The organism is Sphingobacterium sp. SGR-19 (genome assembly GCF_011043555.1).
GTDB lineage: Bacteria > Bacteroidota > Bacteroidia > Sphingobacteriales > Sphingobacteriaceae > Sphingobacterium.
Map to the genome: position 1 here is coordinate 275,727 of NZ_JAAKGS010000004.1, position 21,050 is coordinate 296,776.

The 21,050-nt window shown below is 43.1% G+C and carries 16 protein-coding genes; 11 read left to right on the forward strand and 5 right to left on the reverse strand.

Features of this window, described 5'->3' with window-relative positions:
• The first annotated feature begins 26 nt into the window (after window positions 1-26).
• From G5B43_RS10460 to G5B43_RS10495, 8 genes are all read left to right on the forward strand, one after another.
• Complete coding sequence (locus G5B43_RS10460; RefSeq protein ID WP_165294682.1) at window positions 27-1,223, forward strand: FecR family protein; 1,197 nt, start codon at window positions 27-29, stop codon at window positions 1,221-1,223.
• Between the two features lie 188 nt (window positions 1,224-1,411).
• Complete coding sequence (locus tag G5B43_RS10465; protein WP_165294683.1) at window positions 1,412-4,639, forward strand: SusC/RagA family TonB-linked outer membrane protein; 3,228 nt, start codon at window positions 1,412-1,414, stop codon at window positions 4,637-4,639.
• Window positions 4,640-4,682: 43 nt separating this feature from the next.
• Complete coding sequence (locus G5B43_RS10470; protein ID WP_240904839.1) at window positions 4,683-6,107, forward strand: RagB/SusD family nutrient uptake outer membrane protein; 1,425 nt, start codon at window positions 4,683-4,685, stop codon at window positions 6,105-6,107.
• A 30-nt stretch (window positions 6,108-6,137) separates the two neighbouring features.
• Entirely contained in the window at window positions 6,138-7,496 is a 1,359-nt protein-coding gene (locus G5B43_RS10475) for an FAD-dependent oxidoreductase (protein WP_165294685.1), read from the forward strand.
• 21 nt (window positions 7,497-7,517) lie between these two features.
• Window positions 7,518-8,627 (forward strand): hypothetical protein, encoded by a 1,110-nt coding sequence (locus G5B43_RS10480; protein WP_165294686.1) that lies wholly within the window; start codon window positions 7,518-7,520, stop codon window positions 8,625-8,627.
• A gap of 75 nt (window positions 8,628-8,702) precedes the next feature.
• Window positions 8,703-11,003 carry an alpha-L-rhamnosidase C-terminal domain-containing protein gene (locus G5B43_RS10485; RefSeq protein WP_240904840.1) on the forward strand — a complete coding sequence of 767 codons (2,301 nt, stop codon included), beginning with the start codon at window positions 8,703-8,705 and terminating at the stop codon, window positions 11,001-11,003.
• A 40-nt stretch (window positions 11,004-11,043) separates the two neighbouring features.
• Window positions 11,044-13,161, forward strand: a complete 2,118-nt coding sequence (locus tag G5B43_RS10490; protein ID WP_165294687.1) for a M3 family metallopeptidase — start codon at window positions 11,044-11,046, stop codon at window positions 13,159-13,161.
• A 202-nt stretch (window positions 13,162-13,363) separates the two neighbouring features.
• Window positions 13,364-13,981, forward strand: a complete 618-nt coding sequence (locus G5B43_RS10495; RefSeq protein WP_165294688.1) for an outer membrane beta-barrel protein — start codon at window positions 13,364-13,366, stop codon at window positions 13,979-13,981.
• Here G5B43_RS10495 and G5B43_RS10500 read toward each other — a convergent pair whose 3' ends face one another.
• Entirely contained in the window at window positions 13,982-15,748 is a 1,767-nt protein-coding gene (locus tag G5B43_RS10500) for an ABC transporter ATP-binding protein (protein WP_165294689.1), read from the reverse strand. It abuts the gene before it with no gap.
• Window positions 15,745-16,515, reverse strand: coding sequence for a tRNA pseudouridine(38-40) synthase TruA (truA, locus tag G5B43_RS10505; RefSeq protein WP_206367317.1), 771 nt, complete (start codon window positions 16,513-16,515; stop codon window positions 15,745-15,747). Before truA ends, G5B43_RS10500 begins: the two co-directional genes overlap by 4 nt.
• 504 nt (window positions 16,516-17,019) lie before the next feature.
• Between truA and G5B43_RS10510 the strand changes: the two genes are divergently transcribed.
• Window positions 17,020-17,493 carry a DUF4293 domain-containing protein gene (locus G5B43_RS10510; protein WP_165294690.1) on the forward strand — a complete coding sequence of 158 codons (474 nt, stop codon included), beginning with the start codon at window positions 17,020-17,022 and terminating at the stop codon, window positions 17,491-17,493.
• Window positions 17,490-17,948, forward strand: coding sequence for a hypothetical protein (locus G5B43_RS10515; RefSeq protein WP_165294691.1), 459 nt, complete (start codon window positions 17,490-17,492; stop codon window positions 17,946-17,948). Before G5B43_RS10510 ends, G5B43_RS10515 begins: the two co-directional genes overlap by 4 nt.
• 12 nt (window positions 17,949-17,960) lie before the next feature.
• On the opposite strand, the gene G5B43_RS10520 is transcribed toward G5B43_RS10515, so the two are convergent.
• Window positions 17,961-18,500, reverse strand: a complete 540-nt coding sequence (locus G5B43_RS10520) for a DUF2892 domain-containing protein (RefSeq protein WP_165294692.1) — start codon at window positions 18,498-18,500, stop codon at window positions 17,961-17,963.
• Window positions 18,501-18,601: 101 nt separating this feature from the next.
• Here G5B43_RS10520 and ung point away from each other — a divergent pair, with 101 nt between their 5' ends.
• On the forward strand, window positions 18,602-19,273 hold the full coding sequence (ung, locus tag G5B43_RS10525; RefSeq protein WP_165294693.1) for a uracil-DNA glycosylase: 672 nt from the start codon (window positions 18,602-18,604) through the stop codon (window positions 19,271-19,273).
• 48 nt (window positions 19,274-19,321) lie between these two features.
• Here the strand turns inward: ung and G5B43_RS10530 are convergent, their stop codons facing one another.
• Window positions 19,322-20,398 (reverse strand): DUF6695 family protein, encoded by a 1,077-nt coding sequence (locus tag G5B43_RS10530; protein ID WP_165294694.1) that lies wholly within the window; start codon window positions 20,396-20,398, stop codon window positions 19,322-19,324.
• Between the two features lie 16 nt (window positions 20,399-20,414).
• A complete protein-coding gene (locus G5B43_RS10535) occupies window positions 20,415-20,885 on the reverse strand; it encodes an Lrp/AsnC family transcriptional regulator (RefSeq protein WP_105715438.1) in 471 nt (156 codons plus the stop codon).
• Window positions 20,886-21,050: the final 165 nt, after the last annotated feature.

A 21,050-nucleotide genomic window follows, 5' to 3' on the forward strand; every position in this document is an offset into this window, starting at 1 on the left:
TAATAAGTAACCATTAATTATAAACGTTGGAAAAAGGACAACTCATTCATCTCATACGTCAGTATATGGACAATTCCATATCTGCCGACAATCTTGTTTTGCTTAAAAACGCGTTGGAACAGAAAACAGATGAAGATCTCCTATGGGTCTGGGATATCCTTATGGAGTCGTCGCCCGCCACAAAAGGACATGCCCCCGATTCCGACCATTTATTCCAGCGGATTATGTTGGATGAGCGGCTTCAGCCGAATTTTTCTAAAGATACCAAAAAGATTAAAACAACTAAACGTTTAGTTAAGCTGGTGGCTGCTGCAAGTATCCTTGTCTTTTTAAAGTTTGCAATAGATTTTATAAATGGGCCAGATCCAACAGCGGTAAAACTCGGCGTTAAGGATACGATTTCGACTATTAAGCCGGGAGGAAATAAAGCCCGGATTGTTTTGGCCGATGGAACTCAATTAGACCTGGAGGGATTGAAAAATGATACAATAATCCAACTGGAGGGCTATGCAGTACATAAGACAGCCGAGGGATCCATTACGTACGCAATAACGGGTGAACAAAGGGTGAAAGGTAACCTGTATAATACCATTATTACCCCAAATGGTGGAGAGTATAATTTAACGCTATCTGACGGGACAAAAGTAGCGATGAACGCCTCATCCACGCTTCGTTATCCGATCAATTTCCAGGAGAATGTCCGTCGTGTTGAACTGAAGGGAGAGGCATATTTCGATGTAAGTAAACAATACAGAAATGGGAAACGGATTCCCTTTATTGTGGAGACGGATCAGCAAACCCTAGAAGTGCTGGGTACTGCTTTTAACGTCAACAGCTATGGTGAAACGATTCAAACAACCTTGGTAGAAGGGTCGGTAAAGATCTCTTTCGACAATGGACTAGCTCATGTTCTAAAACCTAGCCAGCAAGCTGTTTATGCACGCGAATCAAAAAACATAGCCATCACCAATGTGGATCCATTTTATGTCATTGCCTGGAAAAATGGTTCGTTTGCATTTGAAGATGCGTCGATCGATGAAGTTATGGAAAGTGTTGCCAGATGGTATGATGTGGATGTCGTGTTTAAAGATGATTTAAGGGATAAGCAGTTTTCCGGTATGATCTCCAGGTTTGAGGATATTGAGAAATTGTTGAAAACGGTCGAGTTAACAGGATCGGTAAGATTCGAAATCAATGGAAGGAGGATTTTGGTTATGAAATAAAAATCAGCAGAATTGGAAGAGCATAACAATCAGGAGCGTTGCGACCGCCCCTGATTAGCCAAGTCCCGCGGGCTTGTCGATTGATGTCTTAGCATATAATAGTAAACAACCAATCTTAAATACAAATGTATAAAAATTATGATATACTCACGCCGTTTTGCAGGCGTTTGAAACCTAGATTGTTCGTCATGAAACTATCCTTGATCTTAATGATTGTAAGCACGTTGCAAGTTAGCGCATTTACGTTTGGTCAAAAAGTGACGCTTAGCAGGAAAAATGTAAAACTGACTGCTGTTTTGAAAGATATCCAGAAACTAAGCGGATATAATATTTTTTACGATAAATCTGTCGTTCCGGCAAATGCGTTGGTGGATTTGCACGTGAATGACGTATATGTCGAGAAAGTCCTCGACGGACTCCTGGAGAAGTTTCATATAGGATATAAACTGGTGGACAAGAACATCATATTGATGCGAAAGGAAAATGCTTCGATAGCAAGCACGGACAATCGGAGGCTAACCCAAGAAAAAATAGTGAAGGGTAACGTTACGAATCGCGCAGGTGAACCGCTCGCGGGAGTTACTGTTTCCGAAAGAGGGAAAACCAACAGTACGATGACTGATGAAAGAGGCAATTATATCCTCCGTACTGAAGATGATGCCGCAATGCTGCATTTTTCGTTTGTCGGATATGAAGATCAGGAAATAAGTCTTGGAAACAGAACGGTGGTCGACGTGGTATTAGTAGACCGAACGGATGAACTTGATGAAATCGTTGTGGTCGGGTATGGGACAGTACGGAAGGTGGATCTGACCGGATCCGTAGCGCAGGTAAGGGCTCGAGAGGTAAATGCCTTTCCCAATGCCAGCGCATTGCAGGCCCTCTCAGGCCGAGCTCCCGGAGTACATATACGCCAGAGTTCGGGCGCCCCCGGTCCCGGTATATCTGTTCGTGTTCGCGGAGGAAATTCCATTCAGGGAAGTAATGAACCGCTGTATGTTATTGACGGATTTCCCATAGCCGGTTCTAATCCCTCCATAGTCAATACCGCTGATATAGAAAGTATCGAGATTCTCAAGGATGCATCGGCTACGGCGATATACGGTTCACGTGGTGCCAATGGTGTCGTGATCATTACAACAAAAAAGGGAAAAGAAGGACGTACAGATGTGTCGTTTGAAACCAGTTACAGCTCGCAGCGGCTCATCCGTAAACTCGATCTTATGAACGCGCAGGAGTATGCAAGATTCTACAACGAACAGGCGACGAACGATAATGTGGCACCTTATTTTAATGAAGAAGAGATAAGCGGATTTGGGGAAGGTTTTGACTGGCAGGATTTTGTCTTTAGAAATGCCCCGATGACCACGGCTGCGCTTGGCATAGCTGGTGGAAATGAGAAAACGCGGTTTTCCATAAACGGTAGCTTTTTCGGGCAAGATGGTATCATTCAAGGAAGCAATTACAATCGTTATTCGTTGCAAAGCAGTATCGATCATAAAATCAACGATAAGATTTCCGTCGAATTGAATACGATCCTCTCGCGTCTGACAACCGAAAGACGAGACAGTGGAGGAGGCAATCGAGGCAACTCCATGATTGCTGCAGCCATTTCTGCTCCACCGATTCTGACACCCTATAACGAAGATGGTTCTTATCGAATACTGCATACCGCTTATCCATTTCTGGCGACAGATCTGCGCAATCCCATTAACTGGATCAATGAAAGTACCGCGCAGACCAAAGCAAACGTAGCGTTGATCAATACGGCTGTATCCTATCGGATTACCCCCGATCTTATCTTCAAAGTGGCTGGAGGGTTGGAGAACCGCGATGACCGTTCGGATAATTATACGACGACCAAATTTTTTGATAGCCCGGGAATCGCTAATGTATCTTCCACGCAGCAGACCAGCCTGTTGAACGAAAACACATTGAATTATAATAAAACGTTTAATGACAACCATAGTCTCGCTGCGGTAGCGGGACTGACCTACCAGAATTTTATGACGACGGCTGTAAACGCCGGAGGGACAGATTTTCTTTCGGATATCTATGAGACCTACAATTTGGGCGCAGCTGGTACGCCAGGTGTACCCGGGTCCGCGTACACAAAGTCGGTATTAATTTCGTTCTTGGGGCGCGTAAATTATAGTTACGACGACCGTTATCTCGCGACGATAAGTTTTCGCCGTGACGGATCCTCGCGCTACTCGCCGGGAAGTAAATGGGGGAATTTTCCTTCAGCAGCGCTTGCGTGGCGTATTTCAAACGAAAATTTCATGCGTAATGTTTCGGCCTTTTCGGATCTCAAGTTGCGGGCCAGCTGGGGGCTAACCGGTAGCCAAGCCATTGATCCGTATACTACGCTTAATTTACTATCCCCAGGTAAGACGATATTTGGTAATGAATATTTCAATACGGTTAGTCCATTAACACGACTGCCGAATGACTTAACCTGGGAAACTACCGAGCAGTTTGATCTTGGAGCAGATGTTGGCGTCCTGAATAATAGAGTATTGTTAACCGCGGACTACTATGTGAAAAATACGCGCGATTTGCTGAGTGATGTACGGTTGCCGGCTTCCATGGGCTATACGACGACGATCCGAAATGTCGGCAAGGTACAAAACAGAGGCGTTGAGTTAGGCGTGGAAGCAAGGCCTTTTGAAGGCAGTTTTACGTGGAATATAAATGCCAATATAGCCTTTAACAAAAACAAAGTAATCAGTCTATACAACGGCGAAGATGTTCTGCGGGATAATATCGGTATGGTCATCGTGAGCGATGCTACCAGCATATTGAGGGAGGGACGACCCGTCGGACAGTTCTGGGGTTACATAGAGGATGGTTACGACGAGAAAGGGGACATTATTTATCGTGATGTCAATCAGGACGGTAGCATCACATCTGCCGACAAGACATATATTGGGGACGCTAACCCTGATTTTACATATGGATTTAATTCCGTAATGAATTATAAGAATTTCGAATTTTCGTTTTTTCTCCAAGGAACGTATGGAAATGATATTTTCAATGCGAGCTCTGTTACGAATACCATGGACTATGGCTTTGGTCTGAATATGCCCAAAACAGTGTATGAGAATCATTGGACGATCAATAATACAGATGCCGACTATCCGCGGATCAGTAGATCGACGCCCGTAAAGGTGTCGGATCGATTTATAGAGGACGGTTCATTTTTGCGACTCAAAAACATATCCTTGGCTTACAACCTACCACTGCAAGCATGGAATACGAACAAATTACAGCGGCTGCAGGTCTATGTGAGCGCACAAAATCTACTTACGTTCACCAATTACTCCTGGTGGGATCCGGAAGTGAATTTTCGACTCGACCATAATAGCTACCCGTCGGCGAAATCGGTCACCTTCGGTATCCGAGCCGGTTTCTAACTTTATTACAGTTCATAGGATGAAGAAATTGAAATTAAATACGATGAAGAGATTAATATGCATGTGGGGTATAGTTGCACTTTTTGTAGCGTGCGAAAAGGCCCTCGAAGAAACACCTAAGCAGATCTCGGAGGAGAATTTTTATAATACGGCAGAAGAAGTTGAAGCCGCAGTGAATGCGATTTATAGCCCATTGCGTAAAGATCTCATGCCGAATTATATTGCTGCGCTGGAGTGTCATTCAGACTGGATGTATGGTCGTGGTAGTTGGACCCCCCTGAGCAACTACCAAGGGCTGGATGACGCGAACATAACACGCGTTCAAGGTTTTTGGAATGGTTTCTATCTGGCAATCAGGAACGCAAATCTGGTTGTCTTGAACGTGGTAGAAGGGGAAGCGTTTGCGGAATACGTTGCCGAAGCAAAGTTCCTGCGTGCTTTTTCCTATTTTCAGTTGGTCAGGAATTGGGGGGGTGTACCGTTGCGTACCGAGGAAACAATGGACGTAAAGGATCTTCCGCGCAGTACAGAAGACGAAGTCTATCAGTTAATTTTGGATGATTTGGCAACAGCGTCGATATCGCTGCCAGAAACTGCTGCAGTTAGCGGCCGTCCCACTAAATGGGCCGCTAAAACGCTACTGGCTGATGTGTACTTGCAACTGAAGCGCTATAACGAAGCAGCTGAACTAGCCAACGAAGTTGTCCAAGCAGGTTTTAATTTAGTAAGCGTGAGTAGCCCCCAAGACTACCAGTATAAAATTTTCGGGCCGGATATCACCACAAGCACCGAGGAGATTTTTGCGCTGAAGTACGCACGTCTTCCTGCTCAGGGGAATTACATTTTGTGGATATCCAACCATCCAAGTACCAAACTACTCACAGCAGGTGGTACAGGTGCTTATGCCGTCCATGGCGACGCGACCAACGCGAATTATATCGAGTGGAATAACGATGATATCCGCAAACAGCTCTGGGACCAGATTAACTTTGGTTTGGGACCAAATACGCTGGTTAGTTCAAAGTATGTGGATCCAGATGCGCTTGATGCGAATACTTCAGGAAATGACCTGCCGATATATCGGTTATCCGATGCTTTGTTGATCTTCGCTGAGGCGTCTGCAAAAGCTGAAAATACCGTCAGCGCAGCGGCTATGGAGGCACTGAACAAGGTGCATCGGAGGGCTTATGGCTATGCGCCGAATGCATCAGCTCCGGTCGATTACGACCCTACAGATTATGACAGTGACACCTTTGTGGATCTCGTTATACAGGAACGGGGATATGAATTCATATATGAAGGGAAGCGTTGGTTCGAATTGAAGCGAACCGGAAAATTGGACGAACGCATTCAACATGGCAAAGGAAAGTCGGTCGTTCAAAAGCATTTACTTTGGCCAATTCCGCTTTCCGAGACAAATTATAACGATGCAATTGACCCGGTGGCTGATCAAAACCCCGGATATTAACCATCTAGAAACTTTAAAGAAATGGACAAAATGAAAAGAAGGTCAGCTATAGCCACATTAGGAGCAATCTCCTTAGGATTGACTACACCTCGGTTACTCAAAGGAGAGGTGCTACAAGGACCACGTATACTAAAAAAGGAAATGCTCACTACCGATATCCTGGTGATCGGTGGCGGCACAGCAGGCGTAGTAGCTGCAGTGCAAGCTGGAAGGGCGGGGAAGAAAATTATTTTGGTCGAAAACGGGAGTATGCTGGGTGGTACTACCACGACCGGTGGAGTCGCTTTTCCCGGTATTTTTTTTGCATGGGGCAAGCAGGTTATTGGCGGTATAGGCTGGGAAATGGTACAGGAAGCTGTCGCGTTAAATGATGACAAATTACCCGATTTTTCCATTCCTCATGGCCGCCAGCATTGGCATCACCAGGTGCGTTTAAATGGTCCTCTTTATGCGATGGTGATCGAAGATAAATGTGTGGAGGCAGGCGTAAACCTGAGGTTTTACGAAACGCCGGTAGAAGTCGTGCAACATAAGGAAGGTTGGAAAGTAACGACGGTCGGAAAAGGAACGGAAACGGAGATTGTCTGCAATCAATTGATTGATTGCACTGGAAATGCATTTGCTGTCTCCTTGGCAGGATTTAATTTGCTGCGAGAGAAAGAGACACAACCGGGAACGTTGATGTTCCGTATTGGTGGATATTCCCTGGATCAACTTGATATGAACCGGATTAAGGATGAATTTAACGCGGCGGTAGATCGTGGAGACCTGATTAAAGGAGAGTTTCTACATGTTGAATCTTTGCTTCGTAACGCCGGCGATAACGTGCAGCACATCGCCGGCGCTGACGCCACTACCTCTGTATCGCACACTATTGCAAACATCAACGGACGGGCATCGCTGTTTAGAACACTGAAGTTTCTTCGGACGCTGCCAGGTTTAACCGGTTTAAAGGTGTTGGATATGCAAAACGAAACTGCCGTCCGGGAGACCTATCGCATTGATAGTATCTATCAGGTTACACATGAAGACTACGTTACGGGAAGAATTTTTGAAGATTCAGTTTCCTATTCTTACTATCCTATAGATCTCCACGACGAAAAGGGAGTAGTCCCTAAACATCTGGAAGAGGGACGGGTAGCATCGGTACCGTTAAGGGCGCTTATACCAAAAGGCAGCAGGAACTTGATCGTTGCTGGCCGTTGTGTCGGGAGTGACCGTCTGGCAAATTCAGCTTTACGTGTCCAGGCATCCTGTATGGGCATGGGGCAAGCTGCGGCTGCCGCAGCTGTATTGGCGCACGTGCAAGGTAAAACACCTGCGGAGGTTGCCATGTCAGATCTGAAGAAATTATTGACGGAACACGGCGCTATTGTACCGACAGGATAGATAAAAAGATAAGATTTGGTCATGAGGGTTTTAGGAACTATTTTTATTGTACTCCTTTTTTTCTATGGGACTACCTCGACTTTTAGTCAGCAGCGTCGGGAAGATACCATTCGTTATTTCACAACACCCACGCTGCCGCAAAATGTCGCTGATGTCAATAGTATACTTATCGATACGGGGGGGATTTCGACGCCAAAAGACACTCTTTTTCAATTATTGACTAAACGCGGCGATCCGATATCGTATTATCGGGAGATAAGCACAGAAGTCTGCTTTGACGGGTCTTGTCGATTGCTGAGGGTAAACCTTTATTGGAATGTGACGGGCCGATACCTTGGCTTTGAACTTCCTCCAGCAGAATTTTTAAGCAAAGCGGAGCATGAACCTTTCAATGAACAGGAGTACCAACAACTGCACACTATATTGGCCGATAGTCTTTCGCCCATAGGCAATTTCAATTACCAAAATTTATTCCCGGAGAGCAGTGCGGCTGAAGGCGTGGATGCTGTAACCCGTCCTACATCCAAAGATGTACTGCCCTATGTCGTAAAAGGAGCGGTCTTTACTACCTACAAGATGTGGAACCTTGTGTACGGCCAGATGCAACGGGATGTTGAACACGCAACGGAAGCTGCGCTGAATCCTGGTTTTCTACTTGATATACTCAATAGCGATGATATCTGGGACAGATATTGGGCACTGGATCGAATGCGTATGTTGTCAGATCACCCACTTCAAATGAAGGATAAGGTCGTTGGTTTTTTATGCCATAGTTCATACAACCTTGTATTACATACCTTAACCGTTTTACCAGAGGAGTGGGGTGAAGATTCCTCCTTCCAGCAGAAATTATGGTTAGCATTTGACTGCGTTCCCGCAGCATTGGAACCAAAGGTGATGGAGAAACTTGGCACATACAAAAAACTAGACCGATCAATTATGTTGGACATTACCGACCGCTTGCCAACAATGTATGGTCCCGTATTGACTGCTGCGTTGCAGTGTCTACGAAATTATCTCCCGAAAGAGCCGGAAATTCTGCTGCGTGTAACAGCATTGCTTAAACATAACAATCCATATATCGTTAAGCAGATAAAGAAATTCCTTCAAGAAGTTCCAACGATTGATTAATTTGCAAAAGATTAAAGTGAGGATCCAAAAGCATTTAAAATAGTCCAAAATAAACCAGATAAAGGAAAACATAGTATGAAGACGAACCGAATGTGGTTACTAGCATTTTTTTCTATTGTCTTATTTTCTAACCAGATTGCGGCCCAACAATGGAAGGGTAAGTGGATTGGATTAGCGTCTCAAGATACAATCTTGACCAACATCTGGGCAGGTTTTCGGAAAGATTTTCACGTAGACAGTTTGCCCAAACAAGCTATAGCAAAGATTGCGGTGGATAGTAAATATTGGCTTTATATCAACGATGAACTTGTCGTATTCGAGGGCGGGTTAAAGAGAGGACCTAATCCGAATGACACCTACTACGACGAAGTGGATATCAGCAAATATCTCAAGAAAGAAAGCAATACCATAGCGATTAAGGTCTGGTACTTCGGGAAACATGGTTTTTCACACAATAGTAGTGGTAAGCTGGGACTTTTGTTTGATCTGCAAAGCGAAAAGTTTGAACTTTACAGTGACAATAGCTGGCTTGTCAAACAGTTAGTGGAATACCAGTCGGCTCCAGGAAAGGAACCTAATTTCAGGTTGCCTGAGTCCAATATTCTTTACGACGCCCGCTTGGGGGATCAGGGCTGGTATAGCAATGAGGGAAAGCTGACTTCTTTTGAACCAGCTATAGAGCATGGTGCTTTCGGATCGGTACCTTGGAATAAACTCGTTAAACGACCGATCCCATTATGGAAGGATTTTGATCTTAAAGCATTTCGTTCCCAGGACATTCTCCGAAAGGGAGATACTATCATCTGCAAACTGCCATACAATATGCAGTTTACCCCCTATTTTGATATCGAGGCCAATGAAGGAGACTCGATCCACATCGTTACCGACAACTATTTATATTATAATGGTTCAGCCGAAAATTTACGCGCAGCGTATGTAGCCAAAAATGGTCGCCAGCAGTACGAAAGTCTGGGGTGGATAAATGGACATGTGATGTACTTGATCGTTCCCGAACATGTCAAGATCCATCAGCTAATGTATCGCGAAACGGGCTACGACACGGAGTTTGCAGGATTTTTCGAATGCTCCGATCGCTTTTTCAATACGCTTTGGCAAAAAGCTGCCCGTACACTCTACATAACCATGCGTGACACCTATATGGATTGTCCCGACCGTGAACGAGCGCAATGGACGGGGGATGTGGTACTTGAAGCGCAAGAAGCTTTTTATGCGTTAAGCCCTTCTTCTCACGCGTTGGCAAGAAAGTGGCTGTATGAGCTGATTGGTTGGCAAAAAGCAGATGGTGTGCTGTTTTCTCCTGTTCCTGCTGGCAACTGGGATAAAGAACTCCCTGATCAAGCGCTTGCGAGTATTGGTTATTATGGGATTTGGATGTATTATATGCATACAGGCGATAAGCAGGTTCTTGTGGATCTTTATCCAGCTATCCAAAAGTACATTTCGCTCTGGGAGAAGGATAAAGATGGTTTGGTTCTATTGCGAGAAGGAGGGTGGCAATGGGGCGACTGGGGAGAGAATAAAGATATGTTACTGCTCTATAATCTCTGGTATTATCTAGCTTTGAAGGGAAGTTGTCTGATGGCTGACGAAATTGGGTATAAGGAGGATATGCGCCGGATCGAGGCTGAAATGAAACAATTTAAACAGACCTTCAACCAGCGATTCTGGAATGGTACAGCATACCGCGATCCATCCTATAGCGGCAAGACAGATGATAGGGTGCATGCTTTGGCGGTTCTCGCTGATATTGCTGATAAGGATAAATATGATCTCATTCTAGATGTCTTTTCTAAGCAGGAGCACGCAAGTCCTTATATGGAAAAATATGTGTTTGAAGCGATGTACAAAATGAAGCAGCCTGTTTTGGCTAATGCCCGTCATAAAAAGCGTTTTGCCGAAATGGTTAATAACCCTAATTTTACTACCCTGTTCGAAGGTTGGGGTATCGGTAAGGATGGATACGGCGGGGGTACTGTAAATCATGCTTGGAGCGGGGGAGGGCTTACCATCATGTCTAGTGAAGTTTGTGGTATTAAACCTTTAGAGCCGGGATATAAAACGTTCTCGGTGACGCCCCAGCTAGGCAATCTGTCGTTTGCCAAAGCTAAGGTTTCTTCCATCAAGGGAGAGATAGAAAGTTCTATCACGCAATCTACGGATCAAATGACGGTAACGTTGAATGTTCCTAAAGGTACAACGGCGGTTTTTGAGCTTCCTTTGAAGAACTATACATCTATTCTTATCAACGGAGTTCCTGTGGGCAACATGCTAAAAAAAGGAAACGTTGCTGTAGGAAATTCGGACGGTCAATGGATCATTTCGGAAGGAAAATGGGAAATTAGAATAAGTATCTAACTCATAATCCTTATCTTTGCCAAAAACTAAACAACAACGAATGAATAAATTAAAGTTCTTACCATTTTGTATAGTCGTTGCAGCAGTAGTCGTAGGCTGTCAGGAAACAGATAGCACACCAGACGAAAATAACCCGTTGTTATTGACTTATGACACACCGTTTCAAGTACCACCATTTGACAAAATTAAGGATGAGCACTTTCGTCCCGCATTCAAAGCTGCTTTAGAACAGCACAATCAAGAAATCGACGTTGTCGTAAACAATTCGGAGGATCCTACTTTTGAAAATACTATCGTAGCGTTGGAGAATGCCGGGAGTACATTAGGAGATATCTCGCGTGTATTCTTTAACCTTAATTCAGCGAATACAAATGATTCCATTCAAGCGATAGCTAAAGATATGGCGCCTGTACTTTCGGCACACGGCGATGAAATTTCCTTGAATGCGAAGTTGTTTGCACGTGTAAAAACAGTATACGATCATCGTGCTTCTTTAACGTTGGATGCAGAAGACGCCAAATTATTGGAAGAAACTTATAAAGGGTTTGTCCGCGCGGGTGCTAATCTTTCCGAAAGTGATAAAGAGAAGTTGAAAAAGATCAACTCTGAATTATCCGTGCTTACGAATGATTTCGGACAAAATCTGTTGGCGGAGACTAATGCCTATGAATTGGTTGTGGATAATGAAGAAGATTTAGCTGGACTCCCTGCCGCGCTAAAACAAGCCGCTGCTGACGCGGCAACAGCAAAAGATAAAGAAGGTAAATGGCTCTTCACACTTCAGAATCCTTCTGTGATGCCTTTCTTGCAGTATGCCGATAACCGAGAGCTGCGTAAAGATATTTGGAATGCCTACCAAATGCGAGGCAACAACGGCAATGATAATGATAACAAAGAAATCCTGCTTAAAACAGCGAACCTTCGTTTAGAGAAGGCAAAATTATTGGGCTACGATTCACATGCCGCATATGTGTTGGAAGAAGCTATGGCAGAAAATCCAACGAATGTATATGCGCTACTGAATAAAATATGGACACCGGCGTTAGCAAAAGCAAAAGTGGAAGCGGCCGACATTCAAAAAGAGATCGAAGCCGCTGGCGGAGATTTTCAGGTAGCGCCGTATGACTGGAGATATTACCAGGAGAAAATCCGTAAAGCAAAGTATGCCTTGAATGAAGAAGAAATCAAACCCTATTTTAGTTTGGCGTCAGTACGGCAAGGAGCGTTTGATACGGCCAATAAATTATTTGGTTTGAGTTTCGTCGCATTGAGCAATGTACCAACTTATCACGAAGAGGTGGAAGTGTATGAAGTAAAAGATAGCGATGGCAAACATTTAGGGTTGCTTTATGCTGATTTCTTCCCGAGAGAATCGAAAAGAGGGGGGGCGTGGATGACGTCTTACCGTTCACAAAGCACAAAAGATGGGGAGCGTGTTGCTCCTGTTATATCTATCGTGTGCAACTTTACAAAACCCGTGGGAGATGAGCCCGCACTATTAACATTTGATGAAGCGACTACGCTGTTTCATGAATTTGGACATGCGTTACATGGTCTGTTATCGAATGTAAAATACCGCAGTTTGGCCGGTACATCTGTATCGCGCGATTTTGTCGAGTTACCATCGCAGGTTATGGAAAATTGGGCAGCTGATCCGGCGGTATTGAAAACGTATGCCAAACATTATCAAACAGGCGAAGCTATTCCAGATTCGCTGATTGAAAAAATGGAACAGGCAGGAACGTTCGACCAAGGATTTGCAACCGTGGAGTACGTTGCAGCTTCTTTGTTGGATTTGGATTATCATGCGACAACGAAACCTATTGAGGGTGATGTAGATGCATTTGAGGCGGACGGTATGCAAAAAATCGGATTAATTGATGCTATTATTCCGCGTTATAGAAGCACTTATTTTCAACATATTTTCTCTGGCGGATATTCTGCAGGTTACTATGCGTATATCTGGGCAGAAGTATTGGATTCCGATGCTTTTGCAGCGTTTAAGGAAAATGGTCTTTTTGATCAAGCTACAGCGACTTCTTTCCGTGAGAATATCTTAGAAAAAGGTGGTACCGGTAACCCAGCCGAAATGTACAGGCAGTTTAGAGGTAAAGACCCAGATCCGGTTCACTTGATGAAAAAACGTGGATTGAACTAGTTGACGTATATATCCATCTAGTTTATAAAAAAATATAGTTTCTTCGAGCCGCTACCGAATTGGGTGGCGGCTCTTTGTCATTAGCGGGTACGGATGCCGCGCATAATAGTTTTGTTAGTTTGTTGACTATTTGCTTATATTAGTCAGATGGTAGGTATACTGTATTTATTTACCTTTGTAATGAACGCACATGTATTTAAAGATGAGAACTGATACTGCACCGATAAAGACAATGTTTGGACCTTTTTCTTACATATTCCGTGGTATACTGATTACGTTTCTGTATTTAGCGGTTGTCTATCAGGGATTTTCGCAGGTAGGTCTTGGCATTAAACTGGGCGGTAATTTATCTGGCGCTGAAGCACCTTCTTTTCGTTCCTCGAAACGTCTAGGCTTTCAGGTGGGGGCGGTAGTAAGCTATCATTTTCGTCCCAATATGGCCATTCAAACGGAACCGACATTCAACCTAACCCGCGTGCGGGCGAACTCAGAAACCGTCTATGAAACCAAAGGTATTGGTAAGGGAAACAAAGCACTTCGTTTCTTTGATTTGCCGGTATTGTATAGGTTGGATATTACACCTCGGTTCGCGTTACTGGGAGGTGTCGAGCTCAACTCGCTTTTAAATGAAGACAAGTACCGTCTGAACAATGGTGACCAGGCTTTTAAAGACGGAACTCGGCTGGGGTATACTGTCGGGTTGGAACTGGGTAAATTCTATTTCCGCTATCGCGGATTTGAACGGTCAACCAATGTGCACCGTAGTTGGACCACTGCGATTCAGCAATATCAAGTCGGTTTGAGATGGAATATTTTCTGATTATATTCCTAAAGAATTAAACTGCAAGTCATACAGTTTTTTGTAATAGCCGTCCTCGATAGCGAGGAGCTGTCTGTGCGTACCTATTTCCTTGATTTCTCCTTTATCGAATACGATAATTTTATCTGCTTTTTGAATCGTAGATAGGCGGTGTGCAATAACGATAGCCGTTCTGCCTACCATCATATTTTCGATAGCCGTTTGAATGAGTAATTCGGTTTCTGTATCGATAGACGATGTTGCTTCGTCCAATATCAAAATGGCGGGGTCATGTACCAATGCTCGGATAAAGGAAATTAATTGCGCTTGACCAGACGACAGTGTTGCCCCCCGTTCCTGTACCTGATAATCGAACCCGCCCGGCAGGCGCATGATGAATTCGTACGCTCCAACTTTTTTGGCAGCTTCTATAACTTCTTCCTCGGTAATGTCAGTGTTATAAAGGGTAATATTATTGAAAATGGTGTCGGAAAATAGGAATACATCTTGTAATACGGTGGCTATATGTTGCCGGAGAGAGCTAAGTTTATATTGTCGTATATCTTTACCATCCAATAAAATACGACCTTGTTGTATTTCATAAAAACGACTAAGTATATTGATAGTAGATGATTTTCCCGCTCCTGTGGCACCTACTAGAGCTAGTGTTTCTCCGGGCTGGACGTGAAAGCTGACGTCTTTCAATACCCACCTTTCTTCGTTATAAGCAAACCACACATGCTCAAATTCGATTTCCCCTACCATGCTATCCGGTGAGAGCCTTCCGTTGTCCGGCGTAAATTCTTTCGTGTCCAACACGTCAAATACACGCTCTGCGGAAACCATTCCCATTTGTAGGGTGTTAAATTTATCTATTAACTCGCGAATGGGGCGGAAGATCATGTTGATATACATTAAAAACGCGACCACCACCCCTGGAGAGATAGCGTTGGCAAGAATCTGTTTCGATCCATACCACACCAAAAGACCGATAGCAATGGCGAGGATAATTTCCAGAACGGGAAAAAAGATAGAGAAATACCAATTTGCACGGATATGTGCATCCCGATGTTTGCTATTGGCTTTCTTAAACTTCTCCATCTCCTGTTTCTCTCGTGCGAAATACTGAATAATAGCCATGCCGCTGATATGCTCCTGTAGGAAAGTATTGAGATTGGACACCCAAGTACGTACATCTACGAAAGCTGATTTCATTGATTCCTTAAATATATAGGTAGCCCATATTAAGACGGGCATAGGAATCAGCACGATAAGGGTCAATTGCCAATCCGTATAAAACATAACCCCGAAGATGACGAAAAGCTGCAGCAAGTCACCAATGATTTGGATCAGTCCTTGGGAAAAGATATTGGATATCGTCTCTAAATCGGAAATCGTACGTGTAATCAGTTTACCAATAGCCGTGTTATCAAAATATTTTAACCGTAGATTGATGATGTGGTTAAATACTTGTATTCGAATATCACGTATAACGTGCTGTCCAAGCACGTTCGTTGTCAATGTATGGTAGTATCGGATGATCGTCTGTATGATGAGCAGTGCTATCATGGCAATGAGCATCCAGGTAAGCCCGGAAGCATCAGCCTTTAGGATATATTTGTCCAGCGTGTACTCCACGAGCATGGGAAGCGCAGGGGCTACCGCAGCCAATAGAATGGTTAATATGACGGAAGCCCAAAATATACCTTTGTAGGGCTCCATATAGCGAGCCATTCTCCGAAGGAGCTTGGAGTCGTAGGTTTTACCTGTTATTTTTTGTTCGCTCAAAATGTTGTGTCAATATAAGGATAAACAACTTTTGTTAAATATAAACCGTGTGCTGGTACAGAGGTGCCAGCCATTGCCCGGTCTTTGCTGTCAATGATATCCAGTATAGATTCTGGTGCTTTCGTCTTCAGACCGATATCCAATAAGGTGCCCACAATCGCCCGAACCATGTTCCGTAAAAATCGATTTGCGGAGATATGAAAAACAAGGCCCTCATCCGTTTCTTGCCAATATGCCCTTGTTACGGAGCATAGATTGGTGTACACTTGCGTATGGCTTTTCGAGAAACATCCAAAATCCTGTGTGCCAATCAGAAACTGAGCGGCTTCGTTCATCAGGGCTACATCAGGAGCGTCTCGTAATTGCCAGGATTTGTTTAATAAAAAGGGGTTTTTGCGAAAATGGACGTGATATTCGTAAGCTCTTTCCGTTGCATCGAACCGGGCATGTGCATCTTGGTCTACGGGAAGGATGCGGTATACTGCGATATCGTGAGGAAGCAGCGCATTTAGCGAATGCAGAAAACGACTTTCATGTGGTATCCTGTCTGTTGGTGCATCTAAATGAACAAACAATTGTTTCGCGTGCACCCCAGTGTCTGTCCTGCCCGCGCCGATGGTTTCTATCGCACAGCGCAAGATTTTATGAAGAGCTTCGTTCAGTTTTTGCTGTACCGAAAGCGCATTGTCCTGCACTTGCCAGCCATGATAAGCCGTGCCGTCATACGCAATTTCCAGAAAAAAACGTTGTAATGTATCTTCCACCATACAAAGTTAATGGTTTTCTTTTTACTTTTTTTCCCTCAAAAAAAGTAACAAAAAAAATCGTCGCTTCGAATCTTTGAGGAAAGGGGCATTACTAAGGATGAGTTTCTACATACCTCAAACATTCGGATGCGACCTTTTATGTTAATTAGGGGATAGTACAAATGCGTATATGACAACGGACAATACCGTCTGTGGGTACGCGGGGTTAAATCGGCCTAGTACTGTTCCGCGACCAGCTTTACGCAGGATATTCCGTTAAAAACAGAATGATATTTGGCTCGGTTTTAACACGCGTAATCGCAAAGTGATATGGATTATTTTATTCACGCAATGCACTACCCCCCCTTGGCACTAAAGGTCACATCCAGAGATTTGACGACTGTAGAAATTTATTTTTAGCACTTTCTAATATGTCAAATATCTGAAGTGACGAGTTTTTTGCTTCTTTTTTACGGGAAAAAAGAAGATAAAACTATCTTTGTTAAACAAGAAGAAAGTTTAATTATGATCCAACGTATTCAAACATTATGGCTGTTAGCAGCCGCTGTTATTTTATTAGGCCTTTTTGTTTTTCCTTTTGTAAGCTTTATTGACTTGGTAGGGCTTGGTAAGCAAATATATGTTACGGGGATATATTCTTCGAACAACAATGAATCTGTCCGCGAATCTACTTCGATCGCATTGGCAATTTATGCAGGGATTGTGACTATTATACCACTATTGATTGTTTTTCAGTACAAAAATAGAAAAAGGCAGGTGCTTTTCATTATGGTGGAAATTGTACTAGTTGTTTTGCTAGGGATATGGATGTGGAGTACAGCACATACCACCTTGGATGTCATTAGCCAAAGATTGCAAACAGGTAATATAGGTGTCGGTTTTTTCCTTTTGCCGGTTGCTATAATTTTTCTAGGAATGGCTATCGGCGGGATCCGTAAGGATGAAAAATTGATAAAATCAGCGGACCGTTTGCGATGAAGAAACTGCTATTTTCTCTGTTTTTGCCGCTGTGCTGGCTGTCTTCCAACGAGCTTTCAGCGCAAGAGCAGGAACCGGAAAAAAATATAAAGGATGATATCCAGGTTGATGTAAAATCAACGACGATAAATGCTGGAGGAGACACACTTTCCATCGAGTTGTTTCTCATTTCCTATCAAATGGATCCTCGGGAATTTAAATTAAATACTTTTGCTACGCAAATTGTGGATGGTGAAGGCAATAAGCATCTGTTTGCAACGATGAAGATGGGACGCGTTTTGTTGCAATTAACAGATAGACAAAATTATCTGCATTATTTATTGGAAGAAAATGTACCTGTGCCCTTAACTATACAAGTAGGAGATTGGAAAGGAAAGAAAGCGTCGAAAGTATTATTAGTATTCGAAGACAGCGCTGAAGAGGGGCGGTTTATAACACAAGAGGTTGACTTATAGTCAACCTCGTTCTTATCTGGAATACCTAAATTGCTGTTTATCCATCAGACCCATCTGATTTTTCATCATTTTAATCTGATCGGCAAGTAGTTTATTTTTATCTGCTTTTTTCGCTTCAGCCAAAAGTTTCTCGGCCTCGCGTTTATTGCGTTTTGCCATGGCTACACCTGCTAGGCTCAATTTTGCCAAGGCAATATTATGACTCATATGCAAGCCTAAAGACAATGCTTTCTTAAAGTATTTTTCTGATTGTAACGGTGCGCGTTGTGATTCCAAGATACCTAAGAGCATGTGGTAATACCCGTGTTGTGCGCTAATGAGCTGTTTATCGTAATTCTTGATGTTCCTTAACCATTGTTCTGCTTTAGCCATGTTTTCTTTTCTAAGATACCATTGCGCGATGAGCATATTCTCATTGAAGAACACCGTAACCCAAGCCAGGATGGTAACAAAAATTCCTAAAATACCCCATCCCCAATGACCGAACCAAAATAGCATTACCGTTCCTATTAAAAGAAGGCTACTCAGAATAATACGAACTATATTTGACATATATTTATTGCGTAAATTAAAACTAATGACAAATATCCGGTTATTTTGGAGCTTATCCAACTTGTTTGCGTGATAAAATTGTAAAATTGTATTTTTGTATTATGGCAGAACGTTATGACCCCAGCTGGGAATCCATTTTAAGACCTTTGTTTAAACAGGACAACATGCGTAGCCTTTCCGCGTTTGTGCAGCACGAGCGAAAACAGACACTGGTCTTTCCTCCGGAAAACCTTGTACTAAACGCTTTTAGATTGACACCATTTGAAAATATTAAAGTGGTGATATTGGGACAAGATCCCTATCACAATGACGGACAAGCACATGGGTTATCCTTTTCTGTGCCGAAGGGGATAGCGCTGCCACCATCACTAAAAAATATTTATACAGAGTTGAGATCCGACATTCCGGAATTTCAATACCCCACTTCGGGAGACTTGACTAAATGGGCTAAACAAGGCGTGTTATTGCTGAATGCAACACTTACTGTACGGGCACATCAAGCAGCTTCCCATCAAAAGAGAGGCTGGGAAGAGTTTACCGACCAGATTATCCACTTAGTATCCCAGAAACTGGAAAATGTAGTTTTTATGTTATGGGGGAGTTACGCGCAAAAGAAGTCGCTGCTAATCGATACACAGAAACATTTGATACTAAAAGCTGTCCACCCCTCGCCGCTATCGGCACACCGGGGGTTCTTTGGTTGTAAACATTTCTCTCAAGCGAATGCTTATTTGCAGTCCAAAGGGCGAAAACCGATTGATTGGCAAATTTGAGTTCCTCAGATTGCCGAACCCAGCTTTTGGGAGGGCTATAACAACTTACTAAGCGAATAACTCTTTTAAATGTTTGAACTGGTAATCTGCATTTGAAAGCCGCTCTATATGGTTGATACGTATCTTTCTACCCCGCTGCTTAATGTGTGTAAAGAGCAGATGGCTATCATATGTAACTTCAAAAGGCTGTGAAAGATTGATAGGTTCCATTGTTTCACCCAGAATAACATACTCTAGTTCCCCTTTTGAGGTAAACCGTCTGATAATTACTCTATCCTCTGTAGCAGGTTGAATACAGAACCATGCACCATCCCCAACGCCACCGAGATATTGTGCATCCTTCGGTACCGAAATCGGTTTGGAAGCGAAGCTCATACAACCAATAATCAAGTCGTCAGGTAAAAGGTCTGCTTTCTTTTGCGTTACATTGTCTCCCAGTTTTTTCAATAGGAAACCGAAAGATTGCCAACGATTCATTTTAAAATACTTTAGCCCGTGTTGAGGTGTAAAGGAGTACACCATTCGATCGGAAACAGCGTTTACTACATTACTGATGGGGCTTGCCTTAATCGTTTCGGGGAAGTTGATACTGTGACGCCAATTATACCGTTTGGACGAGCGTATCAACATGCGTGTGATGAAGCGCGAGCAATTATTGTTGTTACGCGCCACCGCACCGTAAGGATAAGTGCCTTGGTGTACACAATCGTCTCCATAAGCTTTTGCAAATTCAAAATTGATATCACGGGCGATAGAGAAATAAAGGATGCCCTCTCCATACATAGCCGGTTTTAGTGCCTCAAACTGCTCTACAATTTCTTCAAGATTAGTAATATTGTTATTTTCAAACTTCGCCTTCAGTTTTATCTCCAAACGTGGATCTGAAAATTTAGAACGTGCGCGACCATATCCTCGAGGCGTAATATAACGTCCGAAATCATAGAAGAGCATCTCGCCCGTTTCCCGTTTAATTATTACAATACCCGTGTGGCCTACTTTGAAATTCAAGTTTTTTACGATACCGATTTTCTTAAAAAACATCATCCATTTTTCGTCCCCTCTGATGGTGGCATCAGGCCATGTCAGAATAAGGGCTACGTCATTATACGTTGTATTTGACTGCATGAAACTCCTTTTTTAATTAGTATTCCAAAGGGATTATGGGCTCTTTTTTGCTAGTTGACATGATCATCATAGTCTGAAAGGTTTTAACAAATGGAATTTTCGATATTTTTTCCATAATCACTGCTTCATACGCTTTAATGTCCTTTACATAGACTTTTAACATAAAGTCACAATTGCCGGTAACGTGGTGGCATTCGGTTACCTCCGGGATGGTCTTGACGGCTTCCACAAACTCTGGGATGGCGTTGTGGGTATGAAAGTCCAACGATATTTGGATGAATGATTTAATACCCAACCCCAACTTTTCCTCATCTACGAATGCGTGATAACTCTTGATAAATCCCGAGTTTTCTAACTTACGTACCCGCTCCAATGTAGGGGCCGGCGAAAGCCCGATATTTGAAGCTAACTGCAGGTTTGTTATTCTCCCGTTCTCTTGTAAAAGCTTCAGAATTTTCAAATCCGTCTTATCTGGTTGATATGGCATTTCTATAATCAGCTAACGTGAATATTATATTTTACAAAATGTAAATATACGGAATAATGTTTGGTGAACAAAAAACTTCCTAACCTCATGTTTTATATAGATAAAATTTATTTAATAGCTATGCTGATATTGTTAAATATTATTACGAATCATGGTAATGTCAAA